The sequence below is a fragment of the Mycobacterium sp. MAC_080597_8934 genome (assembly GCF_000523975.1).
Lineage (GTDB): Bacteria > Actinomycetota > Actinomycetes > Mycobacteriales > Mycobacteriaceae > Mycobacterium > Mycobacterium avium.
Genome location: NZ_JAOS01000006.1, coordinates 116,441 through 132,962, shown reverse-complemented (window position 1 = coordinate 132,962; position 16,522 = coordinate 116,441). Strand labels below are relative to the sequence as shown.

The following is a 16,522-nucleotide window of genomic DNA, read 5'->3' as shown; positions in this document are numbered from 1 at the left end:
CATGCGCCTGCCCGAACTACCCTAGATCAGCTGGCGGCGATCCCCACGCTCCGGTGAACAGAAAGGGACTCACCTTGACCGAGACCACGCGGCTCGCACCGGGCGACAAAGCGCCCGCCTTCAGCCTGCCCGACGCCGACGGCAACACCGTGAAGCTGTCCGACTTCAAGGGCCGCAAGGTGATCGTGTACTTCTATCCGGCCGCGTCGACGCCAGGATGCACCAAGCAGGCGTGCGACTTTCGTGACAGCTTGGCCGAGCTCAACGGCGCCGGCCTGGACGTCGTCGGCATCTCCCCCGACAAGCCCGAGAAGCTGGCCAAGTTCCGCGACGCCGAGAAGCTGACCTTCCCGCTGCTGTCCGACCCGGACCGCAAGGTGCTGACGGCCTACGGCGCCTACGGCGAAAAGCAGATGTACGGCAAGACGGTCACCGGCGTCATCCGCTCCACCTTCGTGGTCGACGAGAAGGGCAGGATCGCCGTCGCCCAGTACAACGTGAAGGCCACCGGTCACGTCGCCAAGCTCCGCCGCGACCTGTCGGTCTAGTCAGCCCGGGTTGGGCAGGTCAGCCAGGTCAGCCAGGTTGGCCAGCAGCAGCGCCTCGCTGATCGCCGCGCGTTCCAGCACGCCCAGATGCAGGCTCTCGTTGATGCTGTGCGCTTGGGTCGCGGGGTCTTCCACGCCGGTGACCAGAATCTTCGCCTCCGGGAAGGCGGCCGCGAATTCGGCGATGAACGGGATGGAGCCGCCCATGCCCATGTCGATCGGCTCGGTGCCCCACGCCTGGCGGAAGGCCGCTCGGGCGGCGTCGTAGACGCTGCCGCTGGCGTCGATCGCGTAGGGTTCGCCGATGTCCCCGCGGGTGACGCTGACCTGTGCGCCCCACGGCGCGTGCTGTTGCAGGTGCGCGGTCAGCGCGTCCAGGTGCGCCGCCGCGTCGCCGCCGGGCGCCACCCGCATGCTGATCTTGGCGCGGGCCCGCGGGATCAGCGTGTTGGACGCCCGCTCGACGGGTGTCGCGTCGATGCCGATCACGGTGATCGCCGGTTTGGCCCAAAGCCGTTGCGGCACTGAGCCCGAGCCGATCTCGGACACGCCTGGCAGCACGCCCGAATCGGCGCGGACCCGCTCGGGCGGATAGTCGGGATAGTTCAGCGTGGCGATGTCTGTCTCATGCAGTCCGGCGACGGCCACGTTGCCGTCGTCGTCGTGCAGGCTGGCCAGCAGGCGCACCAGCACGCTCAGCGCGTCGGGCACCACCCCACCCCACAACCCGGAGTGCAGACCGTGGTCGAGGGTGGCCACCTCGACCACGCAGTCGACCAGGCCGCGCAGCGACACCGTCAACGCCGGGGTGTCGACGCTCCAGTTGTCCGAGTCGGCAATGACGATCACGTCGGCGGCCAGGGTGTCGCGGTGCGCGGCCAGCAACCGCCCCAACGACGGCGAGCCGGATTCCTCTTCGCCCTCGACGAAGACCGTCACCCCCACCGGCGGCCGGCCGCCGTGCGCCCGGAACGCCGCCAAATGTGTTGCGATGCCGGCCTTGTCGTCGGCGCTGCCGCGGCCGTAGAGCCGGCCGTCGCGTTCGGTGGGCTCGAAGGGCGGCGAGACCCATTGCCCGCGGTCGCCTTCGGGCTGCACGTCGTGGTGGGCATACAACAGCACGGTGGGCGCGCCGGGCGGCGCGGGATGGCGGGCGATGACCGCCGGCGCGCCGCCTTCGCTGACGATCCGCACATCGCCGAAACCGGCCTGCGCCAACAAATCTGCCACCGCCCGCGCGCTGCGCTGCACCTCGGACCGTCGCCCGGGGTCGGCCCACACCGATTCGATGCGCACCAGCTCTTCCAGGTCGCGCCGCACCGACGGCAGCACCTCGCGCACCCGCTCCGTTATCTCGCGAGCAGACGCAAAAGCCCCTTCTTCACGGCGTGTCGCGGCGCTATTGTGTCTGCTCGCGCTCAAGGAGTCTCCAGGATCGCCACCGCGGCGGCGGTGTCTTTCTCGTGCGTCAGCGACACGTGAATCGTCACGTCGGCCAGGTGCTTGGCGATGTCACCGCTCAACCGGACCCGCGGGCGCCCCCACATGTCGGTGACCACCTCGATGTCGCGGTGGATGTCCTCGCGCAGCACCGGCCGCTGCGCGAACCGTGAACCCGACCAGGCCTTGATCACGGCCTCCTTGGCGGCCCAGCGGGCCGCCAGGTGACGCGCCGCCGACGAGCTCTTGTCCGAGGCGTCGCGGCGCTCCCCCGGCGTGAACGTCTCGGAGAAGACCGTTCCCGGCTGGTCGACCTGCTCGGCGAATTCGGGAATCGAGACGAGATCGATCCCCACACCGACAATTCCCATGGGTCGCCAGGCTAACGGATCGCCGCCGTCACCCGGCAGAGACCTGGTAGGCGTCGCCGTCACCCAACCGCGAGGCGGGATCGAGCAGCATCGCGGCCTCCTGACGCTTCTCCGGCACGTCATGGTCGAAGCGACGGTCCGGTGGCCGCTGGTACATCGGCGCGCCCCCGGCGATCGCCGAGACCAGCCGCCGCTGACCGGCCAGCAGCCGCGCGTTGGCGCGCTGCTGGTAGTCCGCGCGCTGCTCCGGGTCGAGCGCGGCGAGGAACGCCTGCGGGTGCACCAGCGCCACCAAACCCGAAACATGGCCGAAGCCAAGGCTGGTCACCATCCCCGCCTTCAGCGGGAACTTGTCGCCGAGCCGCAAGGTCTCGCGCACCCAGACGAAGTGGGCCGAGCCGGCGAGTTCGTCGTCGACGCAATCCAGGCTGCGGTTGGGCGGGATCACCCCGTCGCGCAGCATCTGGCACAGGCCCATCATCTGGAAGACCGCCGCGCCGCCCTTGGCGTGCCCGGTGAGGCTCTTCTGCGACACCACGAACAGCGGAGCACCCTCCGAGCGCCCCAGCGAGTCGGCGAGCCGCTCGTGCAGTTCGGTCTCGTTGGGATCGTTGGCCAGCGTCGAGGTGTCGTGCTTGGAGATCACCGCGACGTCGTCGGCGCCCACCCCGAGCTTGGCCAGCGCGCGCGCCAACGGCGAATCCTTGCCGCCGCGACCGGCTCCCAGCGCACCCAGCCCCGGCGCCGGGATCGAGGTGTGCACGCCGTCGGCGAACGACTGCGCGTAGGCCACCACCGCCAGCACCGGCAGACCCATCTTCAACGCCAGGTCGCCGCGGGCCAGCAGGATGGTGCCGCCGCCCTGGGCCTCGACGAAGCCGAGCCGGCGCCGGTCGTTGGGCCGGGAGAACTTGGCGTCCGAGATGCCCCGGCCGCGCATCATGCCGGTGTCGGCGGTGGCCGCCATGTCACCGAACCCGATGATGCCCTCCAGCGTCAGGTCGTCGATGCCGCCGGCGACCACCATCTCCGCCTTGCCCAGCCGGATCTTGTCGACGCCTTCCTCCACCGAGACCGCGGCCGTCGCGCACGCGGCCACCGGGTGGATCATGGCGCCGTAGCTGCCGATGTAGGACTGAACCACATGTGCGGCAACGATATTCGGCAGGATCTCCTGGAAGATGTCATTGGGCTTGTTACGGCCCAGCAGGTTGCCGTGATACAGCGTCTGCATCGAGGTGCCGCCGCCCATGCCGGTGCCCATGGTGTTGGCCACCAGGCTCGGGTGCACGTAGCGCATCACCTCGGCCGGGCTGAACCCGGCGCTCAGGAATGCGTCGACCGTCGCCACGATGTTCCAAACCGCTACCCGGTCAATGGAACTCGCCATGTCGGGGCTGATGCCCCAGACCGTCGGGTCGAACCCGGTAGGCAGCTGGCCGCCAACCACCCGCGAAAGCTTGGTCTTTCGCGGCACCCGGATCTCGGTGCCCGCCTTGCGGGTGACCTGCCAGTCGCTGGAGTCGGGCACCGGCCGGATGATCGTGTGTTCGGGATCGAACTCGACGAACGCGCGGGCGTCGGCCTCCGAGGACACCACGAAGGTGAAGTCCTTGTCCAGGAACACCGAGACCAGCAGCGGCGACGCGTGATCGGGGTCGATCGCGCCGTCGTCGACGAACTCGCGGATGCCGCAGCGCGCCACGACGGTGTCGTGGTAGCGCTCGACCAGCTCGGACTCGTCGACCAGCTCACCGGATTCGGTGTCGTACCAACCGGGTTGGGGGTCGTCCTCCCAGCGGATCAGGCCGGTGGTCCAGGCCAGCTCGAGCACCCCCGCCGCCGACAGTTCGTTGTCGACCTCCATCTCGAAGCGGGTGCGCGACGAGCCGTACGGGCCGAGTTCGGCGCCGCCGACGATCACCACCAGATCGGCCGGGTCGACGTCCAGGTCGGCCCACTCCGGCGGCGGTGCCGGGGTGAACCCGCGCGGCGGCGACGGCAGCGCGGCGATGGTGCCCGGCGTCGGGCCGTCGTCGGCGGCCGGCTCCGCGCCGGTGGCCTGCTCGCGGGCCTTGGCGGCCAGCTCGGCCATGTCCAGGTCGGCCTCGCCCAGGCCGCCGGTCAGGTCGGCCTTGATCGGGGCGCTGGCCGCGGCCACCTTCGACTCGACGTCGCAGAGATCCAGCAGCATCGCCGCCATCTCGTCGGTGGAGTAGGTGGTGACGCCGGCCTGTTCGACCGCGTCGACGATGGCGTCGTTGTGGCCCATCAGCCCGGTGCCGCGGGTCCAGCCGATCAGCGCGTGCGCCAGGCTGACCCGGGCCGCCCAGGACGACTCGGCGTGCCAACGACTCACCAGCGCGTCCAGCGCCGACTTGGCCTCACCGTAAGCGCCGTCGCCGCCGAACATTCCGCGGTTGGGCGAGCCGGGCAGCACGACGTGCAGCCGGGAGGCGATGTCGCGCTCGGCACCGATCTTGGACAGCCCGCCGATCAGCCGCTGCACCGCCCACAGCAGCACCTTCATCTCCATCTCGGAGCGAGAGCCGGCCTCGGACAGGTCGCCGGCCACCCGCGGTGCGGCGAACGGGAACAACAGCGTCGGGGTCTGCGCGTCCTTGATGTGGATCGACTGGGGCCCAAGGCTTTCCGTCTGCTCGGTGCCGATCCACTCGACCAGCGCATCGATGTCGGAGTAGGACGCCATATTGGCGGCGACCACCCACAGCGCCGCGCCGTAGCGTGCGTGGTCGCGATACAGGCCCCGGTAGAACGCCAGCCGCTCGTCGTCCAGCTTCGACGTGGTCGCGATGACGGTGGCGCCGCCGTCGAGCAGTCGCGCGACCACCGACGAGGCGATCGAACCTTTGGACGCGCCGGTCACCACGGCGACCTCGTGGCTGTAGCGGCCCGGGTCGGGATTCTCGGCGCCGGCGGCGATGCGGCCGTACAGCGACGCGTGCACGGCGCGGCCCGCGGACAGGGCTTTGCCCTGCCACCAGGTGGCCTGGGTGGCCACGACATGGCCTGCGCCCTCGAACCTTTCGGACAGGTGCAGCCACTGCGAGTCGATGTCGCCCTCGTCGGCGAGCCACAACTTGACCAGGTCTTCGCGGGCGCTGGCCCACCGGTCGTCGAACAGCACGGCCTTCTTGGGGTCGAACACCGGCGCCACCAGACGCGGCCAGTCCGCGCCGAGTTCGGCCGTCACCAGGTCGATCAGCTCGGCGTCGGTGGCCGCTGACGCGGCCGCGGCGCCAGCCGGCTCGTCCAGGCCCAGCTGGTTGAGCACCAGGCGCGCCGCCGAGGCCAGCACGCCGTCGCGGCCGGTGATCTGTTCGGTGAATTCGCCCAGTGCGACGGCGTCGATGGTCGCACCGGCACCGCCACCGCCCGCGGACGGCAGCGCCACCGTGATGCCGCGCCGCGCGGCGACCGCGGCGACCGCGGCGTCGATGGCCTTGTCGACGGCGGCGGCGTCGGCCAGCGCGCCCTCGTGCAGATGACCCAGCGCGCCGCCGCGGACACTGGTGCCCTCGCGGGTGCCCAGCGCCACCTCGACCGTGACGTGCTTGGCCCAGCCCTCGCCGAGCTCCCAGGTCTTCTTGACCCGCTCGGCGATGGCGCCGGGCCGCTTACCCGAGGGCCCCAGCACCGTGCGCAGCTGGTCGTTGATCGCGTCGGAAAGCACTGGGCCGTAAGGCTTGTAGGTGCGCGCCAGCTTGGTCACCTGAGTGCGCAACCCGGCCAGGTCGGCTTCGGCGGCGCCGTCGATGGCGCCCAGGTTCAGCTCCGATCCCAGGTCCACCAGCAGCTGGTTGCGCCGCGACGAGGCGCCGTCGGTGATGGACTCGATGGAGTCCAGTTCCTCGATCTGGTCGATGCGCATCTTGGCCGACAGCGCGATCAGCGCCAGCGTGGCGTCGGCGGCGTCGAACGGGATGTCCTCGGGACGCGGAGCCCCGGACGGAGCCGCGGCCGGAGCCGGGGCGACATCGGACATGGGTGCACCGTCCGATGAGGCCGGAACGGCCGAATCGGAAGCCTCGTCCGCCTCCGGTTCCGGCTCGGGGTCGGTGTCGGTGGCGAACAGCACCGCCGCGTCACGCTCGGCATTGAGCACTTCGACTGTGCTGTGCGCATATTCGGGCAGTTTGAGGGTGTTGGTGGCCAGCCCGGCGACGGTCGGTGCGGACTTCACACCGATCTCGACGAACCGCTCCACGCCCAGACCGCCGGCCGCCTCCTCGGTGAACAGCAGGTCCTGGGTTTCGATCCAGCGCACCGGGCTGGCGAACTGCCAGGCCAGCAGCTCGATCAACACCGTGCGGGCCATCTCGATCCGGCGCTCGGCGAGCCAGGTGTCGTAGTCGGCCAGGATCGGGTCCAGCGGTTCGGCCGGCACCAGGTCGCGGATCTCCTGGATGAAGTCGCGGTCCAGGGTGAATGGCCGCGGCACCAGGTTGGGGATGTAGCGCCCGATGATGATGTCGGGATCCTTGTCGCGCGGCATCACCCGGTCCAGCGAACGCCGGAACTCCGCCACACCGACGCGCAGCACCCGCGAGTGGAAGGGCACGTCGATGCCGGGCACCAAGATGAACGAGCGCTTGCCGCCGGTGATCTCGCGGCGCCGCTCCACCTCTTCCTCGAGCGCCTCCAACCCGCGCACCGTGCCGGCGATCGCGTACTGCGAACCCCGCAGGTTGAAGTTCACGATCTCCAGGAATTCCCCTGTGCGCTCGGCGATTCCGGCGACGAACGCCGGCACCTCGTCGTCCGGCAGGTCGATCTGCGACGGACGGATCGCCGCCAGCCGGTAGTTGGACCGGCCCAGCTCGTCGCGCGGCACGATGTCGTGCATCTTGGAGCCGCGGTGAAACACCGTCTCCAGCAAGGCTTCCAGCTCGTAGATGCCCGTCACGCAGGCCAGCGCGGTGTACTCGCCGACCGAGTGCCCGCAGGCGATCGCGTCCTCGACGAAGGCGCCCTGCTCACGCATCTCGGCGACCTGCGCCGCCGCCACCGTGGCCATCGCGACCTGGGTGAACTGCGTCAGGTACAGCACGCCCTCGGGGTGGTTGTAGTGCACACCGCTGGCGATGATGCTGGTCGGGTTGTCGCGCACCACGTGCAGCACCGAGAAGCCCAGCGTGTCGCGGGTGAACTTGTCGGCCTTGTCCCACACCTTGCGCGCGGCCTTGGACCGGGCCCGCACGTCCATGCCCATGCCCTTGTGCTGAATGCCCTGGCCGGGGAACGCATAGACGGTGCGCGGGGCGGCCAGGCGCGCGGTCGCGGACATCACCAGGTCCGACCCGACGCGGGCGGCCACCTCCAAAACCTCTGCGCCCTGGTCGATTCCGACACGGTCCACGCGGAACGCGACCTCGTCACCGGGACGCACCATGCCCAGGAAGCGGGCGGTCCAGCCGATCAGCCGCGCCGGCGGGCGGGCCTGACCGTCGGTGGCGGTCACCGCGTGCTGGGCGGCGGCGGACAGCCACATGCCGTGCACGATCGGCGTTTCCAGACCGGCCAGCAGCGCGGCGGCCCGGTCGGTGTGGATGGGGTTGTGGTCGCCGGACACCACCGCGAAGGGCCGCATGTCGACCGGCGCGGTGATGGTGACGTCGCGGCGGCGCCGGCGCGGGGTGTCGGTGGCGTTCTCCGACACCGCTCCCCCGGCGCGGGCGGGGTCGGTCAGTTCGGCGGGGCCGGTGCGGCCCAGGATCGCGAAACGCTCGTCGAGGGTGGCGATCACCTGGCCGCCGGCGTCGGCGATGGTGACCGAGACCGGGACGACGCGGCCCATGTCGGTGTCGGCGGCCGCCGAAGCCGTTGCGGTGACGGTCAATTGGGCCAGCGTGGTGGGCAGCTTGCCGACCATGTGCGCGGCGTGGTCCAGGTGCACCAGGCTCAGCAGGCCCTCCACGACCGGGACGCCGGTGTCGGTGGCCGCCGCACCGATCGCCGCGAAGACCGCCGGCCAGCACAGGCCGACCAGCGCGTCGGGCACGGTGGTGAGGCTGGGCGCCAACGGCTCACCGAAGGTGGCCGTGACCCCGGTGTGGTCGGCGACCCGCTCGGGATCCCAGTCCACCGTGACGGTGGCCGCGCCGTCGACGACCTTCGGCAAGAACTCCGGCCCGTCCACGCCGGCGGCGATCGCCAGCACCGCGCGCATCGCCGTGGCCGCGTCGTCGGTGGAGACCACCGGGGTGCCGCCGTCAATGGTGTTGGGCGGCAAGGTGAATGGAATCTCGACCCAGGTGCCCGACACCGGGACGCTGAGGACGACGCGGTCGCCCTCGACCTGCAGCCGCGCCCCGGTGGACGAGTGGGTGGCGCGGCGGCTGTCCGGCCCGTCGTGCACCAGCCAGTCGCCGGGCTCGGCGATGCGGTGCACCGGGTTGATCGCGGTGCGGCCGGCCCACTGCACGTCGGGGGCGTCCAGCACCACGGCCAGCGGTCCCGTCACGTCGGCGCGACCGGTCCGGCGCGACGTGACGGCCGCGGGTTGCACCCCGGCGGCCAGCGCCTCGTCGATGGCGGCCTGCTCGAAGCGGTCCAGCAGTTCCCCGACGGGTTCGTCCATCCGGGTGATGCCGGCCACCGCGGCGGTGCCCGGGATGATGCACACCTGGTCGGCGTCGTAGCGGGCGTCGTGGGCCTGCCACAGCGAGTCGCTGCGCCACCAGCGCCGGACGTCCTTGTCGATGACCGGCACGAAGTTGACCGGCTTGCCGGGCGTCTTGCACAGCGTGACGAAGAACGGGACGTCGGCCGGGTGCAGCTGCACGGATTCGGCGTCGGGGTAGTGCGCCAGCAGGGTGGCGATGGCCTCGGCCGGGTTTTCCAGCAGCCGCGCGCCGTCCTCGGTCGAGCCGTCGAACAGCGTCTCGATGGGACCGAAATCCTTTGCGTGCAAACGTGCTTCGGCGCGTTGCAGCATCTGCTCGAAACGGTCGCGCCAGGTGTCGGCCAGCCACGGGCTGCCCGGTGACGCGGTGTCGGCGGTGGAGTCGCCGTCGCCGATGGCCAGCTCGACATAGCGCTGCAGCCACTGCAGGTAGGTCATCTCCCCGACGTCGCCGAAGTACGGCTTGGCGGTCTTGGCCATCGCGGCGATGATCTCGTCGCGGCGTTCCGCGACGGCCTCGGCGTCACCGGCGACCTCGTCCAGCAGCCGGCCGCACCGCGAGGCGCTGTTGTCGATCTCGTGGATGTCCGCGCCGAGCTGGCTGCGGCTGGATGCCATGCCGCCCACGGCTTTTCCGGCGCCGATCCAGTGCTCGGTGCCCTGGGTTTCGACCAGCATCCGCTTGACCGACGGCGAGGTGGTGGACTCCAGCGTCGCCATCGCCGCGGTGCCGACCAGGATGCCGTCGATCGGCATCAGCGGGAAGCCGTACTTCTCGGCCCACCGACCGGACAGGTACTCGGCCGCCCGCTCGGGGGTGCCGATGCCGCCGCCGACGCAGACGGTGATGTTGGGCCGCGACCGCAGCTCCGAGTAGGTCGCCAGCAGCAGGTCGTCGAGGTCCTCCCAGGAGTGGTGGCCGCCGGCGCGGCCGCCCTCGATGTGCACGATCACCGGCTTGGTGGACACCTCGGTGGCGATGCGGATCACCGAACGGATCTGTTCGACGGTGCCGGGCTTGAACACGATGTTGCTGATGCCGACGTCGCCCAGCTCCTCGATCAGCTCGACGGCCTCCTCCAGCTCGGGGATGCCGGCGCTGATCACCAGGCCGTCGATCGCCGCGCCGGACTGGCGCGCCTTCTGCACCAGCCGCTTGCCGCCGACCTGCAGCTTCCACAGGTACGGGTCCAAGAACAGCGCGTTGAACTGGTAGGTGCGGCCCTCCTCGAGCAGCCCGGACAGCTCCTCGATCCGGGCGGCGAAGATCTCCTCGGTGACCTGCCCGCCGCCGGCCAGCTCGGCCCAGTGCCCGGCGTTGGCCGCGGCGGCCACGATCTTGGCGTCCACCGTGGTCGGGGTCATGCCGGCCAACAGGATCGGCGAGCGGCCCGTCAGGCGGGTGAACTTGGTCGACAGCTTGACCCTGCCGTCGGGCAGCCGAACCAGCGTCGGGGCGTAGCTCGACCAGGCCCGCGCCACCTCGGGGACGGCGCCGACGGTGAACAGGTTGCGCTGTCCCCCGCGGGTCGCGGCGGGCACGATGCCCACGCCGAGGCCGCGGATCACCGGCGCGGTCAGCCGGGTCAGGATGTCGCCGGGGCCCAGGTCCAGAATCCAGCGCGCGCCCGACTCGTGTACGCGGGTGATCTCCTGCACCCAGTCCACCCGGCGCACCAGGATGGCCTCGGTCAGTTCCCGGGCCAGGGCGACGTCCAGGCCGACTTTCTCTGCCCAGCCGCCGACGATATCGATGCCGTCGGCCAGCCGGGGCGTGTGGAAGCCCACCTCGACCTGCACCGGATCGAACACCGGCGCGAAGACGTCGCCGCCGCGCAGCTTGTTCTTGCGCTCGGCCTCTTCCTTCTCCGAGATCTGCCGGCAGTACAGCTCGAAGCGCGACAACTGTTCCGGGGTGCCGGTGATGACGACCGAACGGCGGCCGTTGCGGATGGACAGCACGGGCGGCAGCACGGTGCGTACGTCCTGGGCGAACTCGTCGAGCAGCCGGCTGATCCGCTCGGGGTCGGCGTTGGTGACCGACACCATGGGCGGACGGTCGCCGAGCACCGAGATGCCGCGCCGGCGGGCCACCAGCGTGCCGGCGGCACCGATCAGCTGGGCCAGCGCCAGCAGCTCGACGTCGCGAGCGCCCGCGCCTTTGAGCGCCTCGACGGCCAGCACGCCCTGGGAATGTCCGGCGACGGCCACCGGCGGCGTGGCCGTCAGGTCCATGCCCTGGCGTGCCAGCGCGCGCACGGCCGCGATCTGGGTCAGCAGCACGCCGGGGATGGAGACCGCGGCCGAGGTCAGGTGCTTGTTGGACGGGACCGGGTCCTCGGCGGCCAGCGCGCGCACCCAGGACAGCGGCTCGAAGCCGATCGGGCGCACCACGACGAGCTCTTTCGCCACCGGCTCGAGCAGCAGGTCGACCTCACCGACCAGGGTTGCCAGCTCCGGCTCGATGCCGGCCGACGAGACCAGCTCTTCGAGGGTCTCCAGCCAGGCGCTGCCCTGGCCGCCGAAGGCCACCGCGTAGGGCTCGCCGGCCGCCAGGCGGTCGACCAGAGCATGCGTGTCCCCGGCTGGTGGGTGCTTGACCCCATGCGGGCCCTGCCCGTCGCGGTCGGCGGACACCCGGTCGTGCTCGTGGATCGTCACCTTCTCTGTCTCCCCTGATATGCGTCTTTAGGTCTGAAGTTCGTGTGGCGGTCACCGCCAGAGGGTTGGGGCCTCGTCGGTGCCCGTCGATTCCGCGTCGAATCGCGGCCGGGAAACGGCCGGCCGGTGTGACGTCGGCGGCCGCCCCGGTGGTGCGAAGCGGCGCGGCGGACTTCATCGGCTGCACTAAGAGTGTCATAAGGATCGGCCCCTCGTTTCGCGTGCTGATCGGTTACTGGTGAGTTCTACGCATGGGTAACCGTGTTGTGGGTAACACCGGGTTTCGCCGGCGGCGCGGACGCGGCGAACAAACCTGCTGCGTGCAGGTGGTTACGGTCGAGTAGCTATAACTGCGCAGATCAAAGCAGTTTTGTTATCGAATCGTTATGTAAAAATTTTGCGCCGCGAAGCGCCGTCGAGCCGGCGTCGGCGGCGCCGTGCGGCGATCGCCGGCGGCCGCGCGCCGAGAAAATGAGCGAACGAGTGTTTGCTGGAATTTCTAAGAGTCGGCCTTCCGGCCGGCCCGGCGGCCGCGGTGACGGCTCGCGAGGGCCCGGCGGCGGCTAGACCCACTGCCCGAATTGGGGCTTGAGGATCTCGTTGATGTCCACCCCGACCCCGCCCACGCTGCGTTTGTCGATCTCGACCTGGTGCAGATGGGCGGCCGGATGGGTGAACCCCTTGGGCGATCCCCAGTTGTGCTGCCAGAAATAGGAGCCCAGCCCGTCGTGCAACGCCCAATCGATGGTTTTGGAATTGGCGTACACGCCTGTGCGCTGATGGCCGATCACCGACTCCCACGACCGCAGATACGGCGCGATCTGGCTCTTGTACTGCTCGTAGGACGGGTCGTCGTCGATCGAGGCGTAAATGGGTGCGGTGGCCGGCCCGCCCGCCGCGGCGTGCAGCTGCATGCCGCGCTGCGCGTGCTGCAGGCCGGCGCTGGCGCCGCCCAGCCAGTCCGCGGTGTTGCCCTTGCCGTACTGGTAGCAGGACACGATCTTGAGCCCGTTGGCGTTGAGATCGCGCGCCTCGGCCACCTGGATCGGCTTGCCCAGCATCCAGTTCCCGCCGGGCCGGCGGTCCGACACGTACCGAATCGCCCCCAGGGCGCCGGCCGCCCGCAACTGGCTGCCCGGGATGACACCGGCCGCGTAGTCGAGCAGGGTGCCCAGCGATGCCGACGCCGGCGCGGCGTACGCCGTCGAACCCGCGACGCCCAGGCCCAGCAGGGCCGGCGCCGCGGCCGCGAATTTCAGCAGATCGCGCCGCGAAACGGAGGACACAGGCCATAGGGTACGACATAAACCCCATGTGCCCCGTTGATCACACGAGTCACATTTGTATCACGGCGTCGCATCGGCGGTTTGGGCCCGGTCCGCCGCGGGCAGCACGATGACGCTCACCGCCGCCAGGCCCCGGCGCGCGGTCTGCCGCGCGATCTCCTCGATGAACCGGGCGGCCGCCGGGCTGATCGAGCCCGCCCAGGCCCGAAACCCCTGCACGATCACCGGGTCCTGCCCCAACAGCGGTTGCACGCCTCGCAGCACCGTGACCACGTCGTCGGGCAGCGGGTCGGCCAGCTGCTGCTCGATCCAATTGTGCGCGAGTTCGGTTGCCGCCGATACGCTTTCGCCGAGCGCGATGACGTCGGCGGCCAGCCGGCGCAGCCGGTCGAACAGCACCTGGCGCCCCGGGGTCTCGGCCAGTTGGGCCAGCAGGGTGCTGGCCGCGCTCGGCAGCCTCATCTGCCCGAACAGGGCGGGGACCGGCAGGTCCCACTCGTCGAACAGGTCGGCATACATCGCGGCGACCGGCGCCGGCAGCGGGGCGCTGAGCCGCCCGATCACCCCGATGCTGTCGCGATGCGTGGTCGCCAGCTGGCGCAGCAGGTGCTCGCTGACGTCGGTGCCGTCGGCGGCCGCCCTTGACTGGGCGCAGGATTCGTCCAGGGCGCGGATCAGTTGGTCCAACCGGTCGCGCTGCTGGATCAGCAGTGCGCGGTGCTCGTCGAGCAGATCCGCCAGCGTGCTGTGCCCGCCGTGCAGCAATCGCTGAATGTCGTTGATGCCGACGCCGAGACTGCGCATCAGGTCGATGCGCAACAGGTCGAGCACCTGTTCCACGTCGAAGACGCGGTAGCCGTTGGACAGGTGGTCGGCGTGCAGCAGCCCGATCTTCTCGTAGTGGCGAATACGGCCCGAGGCGATTCCGGTCAGGGCCGTGACGTCGCCGATCAGCAACTGCTCAGCCACTCCTTGACCTTACAACTGTCGCAAGGTCTGTACTGAGCGGATGCAACACGATCAGCTCATCGACCTGACCCGGCGTGCCTTGAAGCTGGCGCGGGACAGGACAACCGATCTCGCCCCCACCGCCCACGTCGTCGACGCGCGTGACTACACCTGCGTGCAGCGGCACCAGCAGGACCGCGCCATGCTGCTGGCCAGCCCACAGTTGGTGGGCTACGTCTCGGAGCTGCCCGCCCCCGGGACGTATTGCACCAAGACGGTGATGGGCCGATCCGTCCTGTTGACCCGAACCTCCGACGGCTCGGTGAAGGCGTTCAACAACGTCTGCCTGCACCGCCAGTCGCAGGTGGCGACCGGATGCGGCACCGCCAGCCGGTTCAGTTGCCCCTACCACGCGTGGACCTACGACAACACCGGCCGGCTGGTCGGACTGCCGGGCCGCGAGGGATTCCCGGACGTGACGCTGCGCTCTGCCGGCCTGACCGAGCTGCCGGCCACCGAGTTCGCCGGATTCCTTTGGGTGTCACTGGATCCGGGAGCGACGCTGGACGTGGCCACCCACCTCGGGCCGCTCGCCGACGAACTCGACTCCTGGGGTATCGGCCGCTGGTCCCCGCTCGGCGAGAAGGTGCTCGACTGCGCGATCAACTGGAAACTCGCGATCGACACGTTCGCCGAGAACTACCATTTCGCCACCGTGCACCGGCAGACCTTCGCCACGATCGCGCGCAGCAACTGCACGGTGTTCGACTCCTACGGGCCGCATCATAGGCTGGTCTTCCCGCTCAACACCATCCTGGAGCTCGACGACATACCCGAGGACCAGTGGAACCCGTTCCACAACATGGTGGTGATCTACGCGCTGTTCCCCAACATCGTGCTGTCGGTGACCATCGCCAACGGCGAGCTGTTCCGCGTCTACCCCGGCGATCGGCCCGGCCGGTCAATCACCGTCCACCAGAACGCAACACCGCAAGACCTTTCCGACGAATCCGTCGCCGCGGGCGTCCAGGCCGTCTTCGACTATGCGCACGCCACCGTGCGCGACGAGGACTACCGGCTGGTCGAGAGCCTGCAAGCCAACCTCGAGTCCGGCGCGCGCGACCACCTGGTGTTCGGCCGCAACGAGCCGGGATTGCAGCACCGCCACATCACCTGGGCCAAGGCGCTGGCGGCCTCAACCGGCTGACTCGGTGGACAGCACCGTCACCAGATCGTCCAATAACGTTGCCAGCGCGCCTGTCTGGGCGGGGCGCACGGCGGCCAGCAGTTCGACCGCCTCGCGCCGACGGCCGGCGGCCACCAACGGGGCCAATCGATCCACCGTCGCCCGCAGGTCGGGATCGGACGGTTCGGTATGCATGACGGTGGTGGCGAGCACCTCGACCAATTCCCAATCGCGGTAGAGCGCCAGGGACCGTTCGTTGAAGGCAAACGCGGTCACCGGTTGTCCCTGCAGGGTCCCGCGGTAACGGTAGGGGCCTTCCATGTATTCGATCGGCAGACCGTGCGCCGGCGCCGCCACCACCGGCTCGCCGGTGATGTCGAGTCCCAATGTGGGACAGGTGATCCGGTGACGATCGGGCAGGTACCGGGCAGGGGCAAGGGGACGCACCAAGGGCCGCATGCTCTCCGGCCAGCGGACGTAGCTGCTGACGGTGACCTCGACGTCCTCGGCGCACTCCGGCGCCATGGCGGAGTCGGGATAGCTGACCGTGATCCCGGTAAACGGTTGCAGGACATTGTTATTCGTGCGGTCGAACTGCCGCCAGATGCTCAGGTCGACGCCGTTGTCGAAGTTGATGGTGCGCCACTCGTGCGACCTGGCCCGTGGGTCTCCGCCGGATCCGCCACCGCCGGCGTATTTCGGGAACCACTGCCGATCGACATGACCGCTGCTGCCCGACACCTGGTGAACCTGCTCGCCCCAGCGCAGGGTGCCCGTCATCGCCATGCCGGTCTGGAAGTAGGAGTAGGTGTCGCGTTGGCCGAAGCAGACGATCTTTCCGTTGTAGGCCGACGCGCCCACCGGAGTCGGTGCGCGCGTTGGCGTTACGGCCAGGTCCAGGCGCATCCGCCGGCCGCAATGGTCCTCGCCGACCAGGCTCACCCGGTAGGTGTAGGGCAGTAAACCGCCGTCGCCGTTGCGGCAGCTGGTCCATGATGCGGTGCCGGCGCCACCGGCGTAGCTGATGTCGAGATAGCCGGCGGCCAGCCCCATCTTGCGTGGCGCCCCCGGCTCGAGATTGGCCGGCGGCATGTCGTAATCCGTATAGGTGCCGTAGTCGCCGGTATCGAGATCGAACAGCGCCATCGTGTAGAAATCGGCGACCACCGTGCCGCCGGGCCGGTTCTTGTTGAAGATGGTCAGGAAGGCGAACGACCGGTCGGCCCCGGCGGCCTCCAGCTGGCCCGCTAGGAACCAGGTGTCCGACTCCTGGTCACGGTGTTCGCCTTCGGCAGCGGGGAATTCGAGCTGGCCGTCTCCGGGCACCAGCTGGAATGGATAACTGCGCCAGTCGCTGTTCATCTCTCGCCTCGCCGTCGCCGATGATCCATCCGCGGCTTCCTGACTTGTCCTTTTTTCGCTATGTTAGCGTCAAT

Annotated in this window: 8 protein-coding genes; 2 read left to right on the top strand and 6 right to left on the bottom strand. The window is 69.8% G+C overall.

Annotated features, from left to right (window positions below; all coding sequences use genetic code 11):
• The first annotated feature begins 74 nt into the window (after positions 1-74).
• Complete coding sequence (gene bcp / locus NF20_RS05785) at positions 75-548, top strand: thioredoxin-dependent thiol peroxidase (protein WP_011724276.1); 474 nt, start codon at positions 75-77, stop codon at positions 546-548.
• Here bcp and NF20_RS05780 read toward each other — a convergent pair whose 3' ends face one another.
• From NF20_RS05780 to NF20_RS05760, 5 genes are all read right to left on the bottom strand, one after another.
• The gene (locus NF20_RS05780) at positions 549-1,970 is read right to left on the bottom strand and encodes a dipeptidase (RefSeq protein ID WP_023861327.1); all 1,422 of its coding nucleotides are present in this window, start codon (positions 1,968-1,970) and stop codon (positions 549-551) included. It lies immediately after the preceding gene.
• Complete coding sequence (locus NF20_RS05775) at positions 1,967-2,359, bottom strand: holo-ACP synthase (RefSeq protein ID WP_003873105.1); 393 nt, start codon at positions 2,357-2,359, stop codon at positions 1,967-1,969. The genes NF20_RS05780 and NF20_RS05775 overlap by 4 nt, the downstream gene beginning before the upstream one ends.
• 28 nt (positions 2,360-2,387) lie before the next feature.
• A complete protein-coding gene (locus NF20_RS05770; RefSeq protein WP_011724273.1) occupies positions 2,388-11,666 on the bottom strand; it encodes a type I polyketide synthase in 9,279 nt (3,092 codons plus the stop codon).
• 563 nt (positions 11,667-12,229) lie between these two features.
• Positions 12,230-12,952, bottom strand: a complete 723-nt coding sequence (locus NF20_RS05765; protein ID WP_009975877.1) for a DUF1906 domain-containing protein — start codon at positions 12,950-12,952, stop codon at positions 12,230-12,232.
• A 60-nt stretch (positions 12,953-13,012) separates the two neighbouring features.
• A complete protein-coding gene (locus NF20_RS05760; protein WP_011724270.1) occupies positions 13,013-13,921 on the bottom strand; it encodes a MerR family transcriptional regulator in 909 nt (302 codons plus the stop codon).
• Positions 13,922-13,961: 40 nt separating this feature from the next.
• Between NF20_RS05760 and NF20_RS05755 the strand changes: the two genes are divergently transcribed.
• Positions 13,962-15,107: an aromatic ring-hydroxylating oxygenase subunit alpha gene (locus tag NF20_RS05755; RefSeq protein WP_011724269.1), complete on the top strand. Its 1,146-nt coding sequence runs from the start codon at positions 13,962-13,964 to the stop codon at positions 15,105-15,107.
• Here NF20_RS05755 and NF20_RS05750 read toward each other — a convergent pair.
• Positions 15,096-16,448, bottom strand: a complete 1,353-nt coding sequence (locus NF20_RS05750; protein WP_009975872.1) for a lipocalin-like domain-containing protein — start codon at positions 16,446-16,448, stop codon at positions 15,096-15,098. The genes NF20_RS05755 and NF20_RS05750 overlap by 12 nt on opposite strands.
• Between the last annotated feature and the right edge of the window lie 74 nt (positions 16,449-16,522).

Bases quoted from the DNA above. Each gene is read 5' to 3' on its own strand.
- NF20_RS05775 (WP_003873105.1), bottom strand. From the start codon at position 2,359: ATGGGAATTGTCGGTGTGGGGATCGATCTCGTCTCGATTCCCGAATTC.
- NF20_RS05750 (WP_009975872.1), bottom strand. From the start codon at position 16,448: ATGAACAGCGACTGGCGCAGTTATCCATTCCAGCTGGTGCCCGGAGAC.
- NF20_RS05755 (WP_011724269.1), top strand. From the start codon at position 13,962: ATGCAACACGATCAGCTCATCGACCTGACCCGGCGTGCCTTGAAGCTG.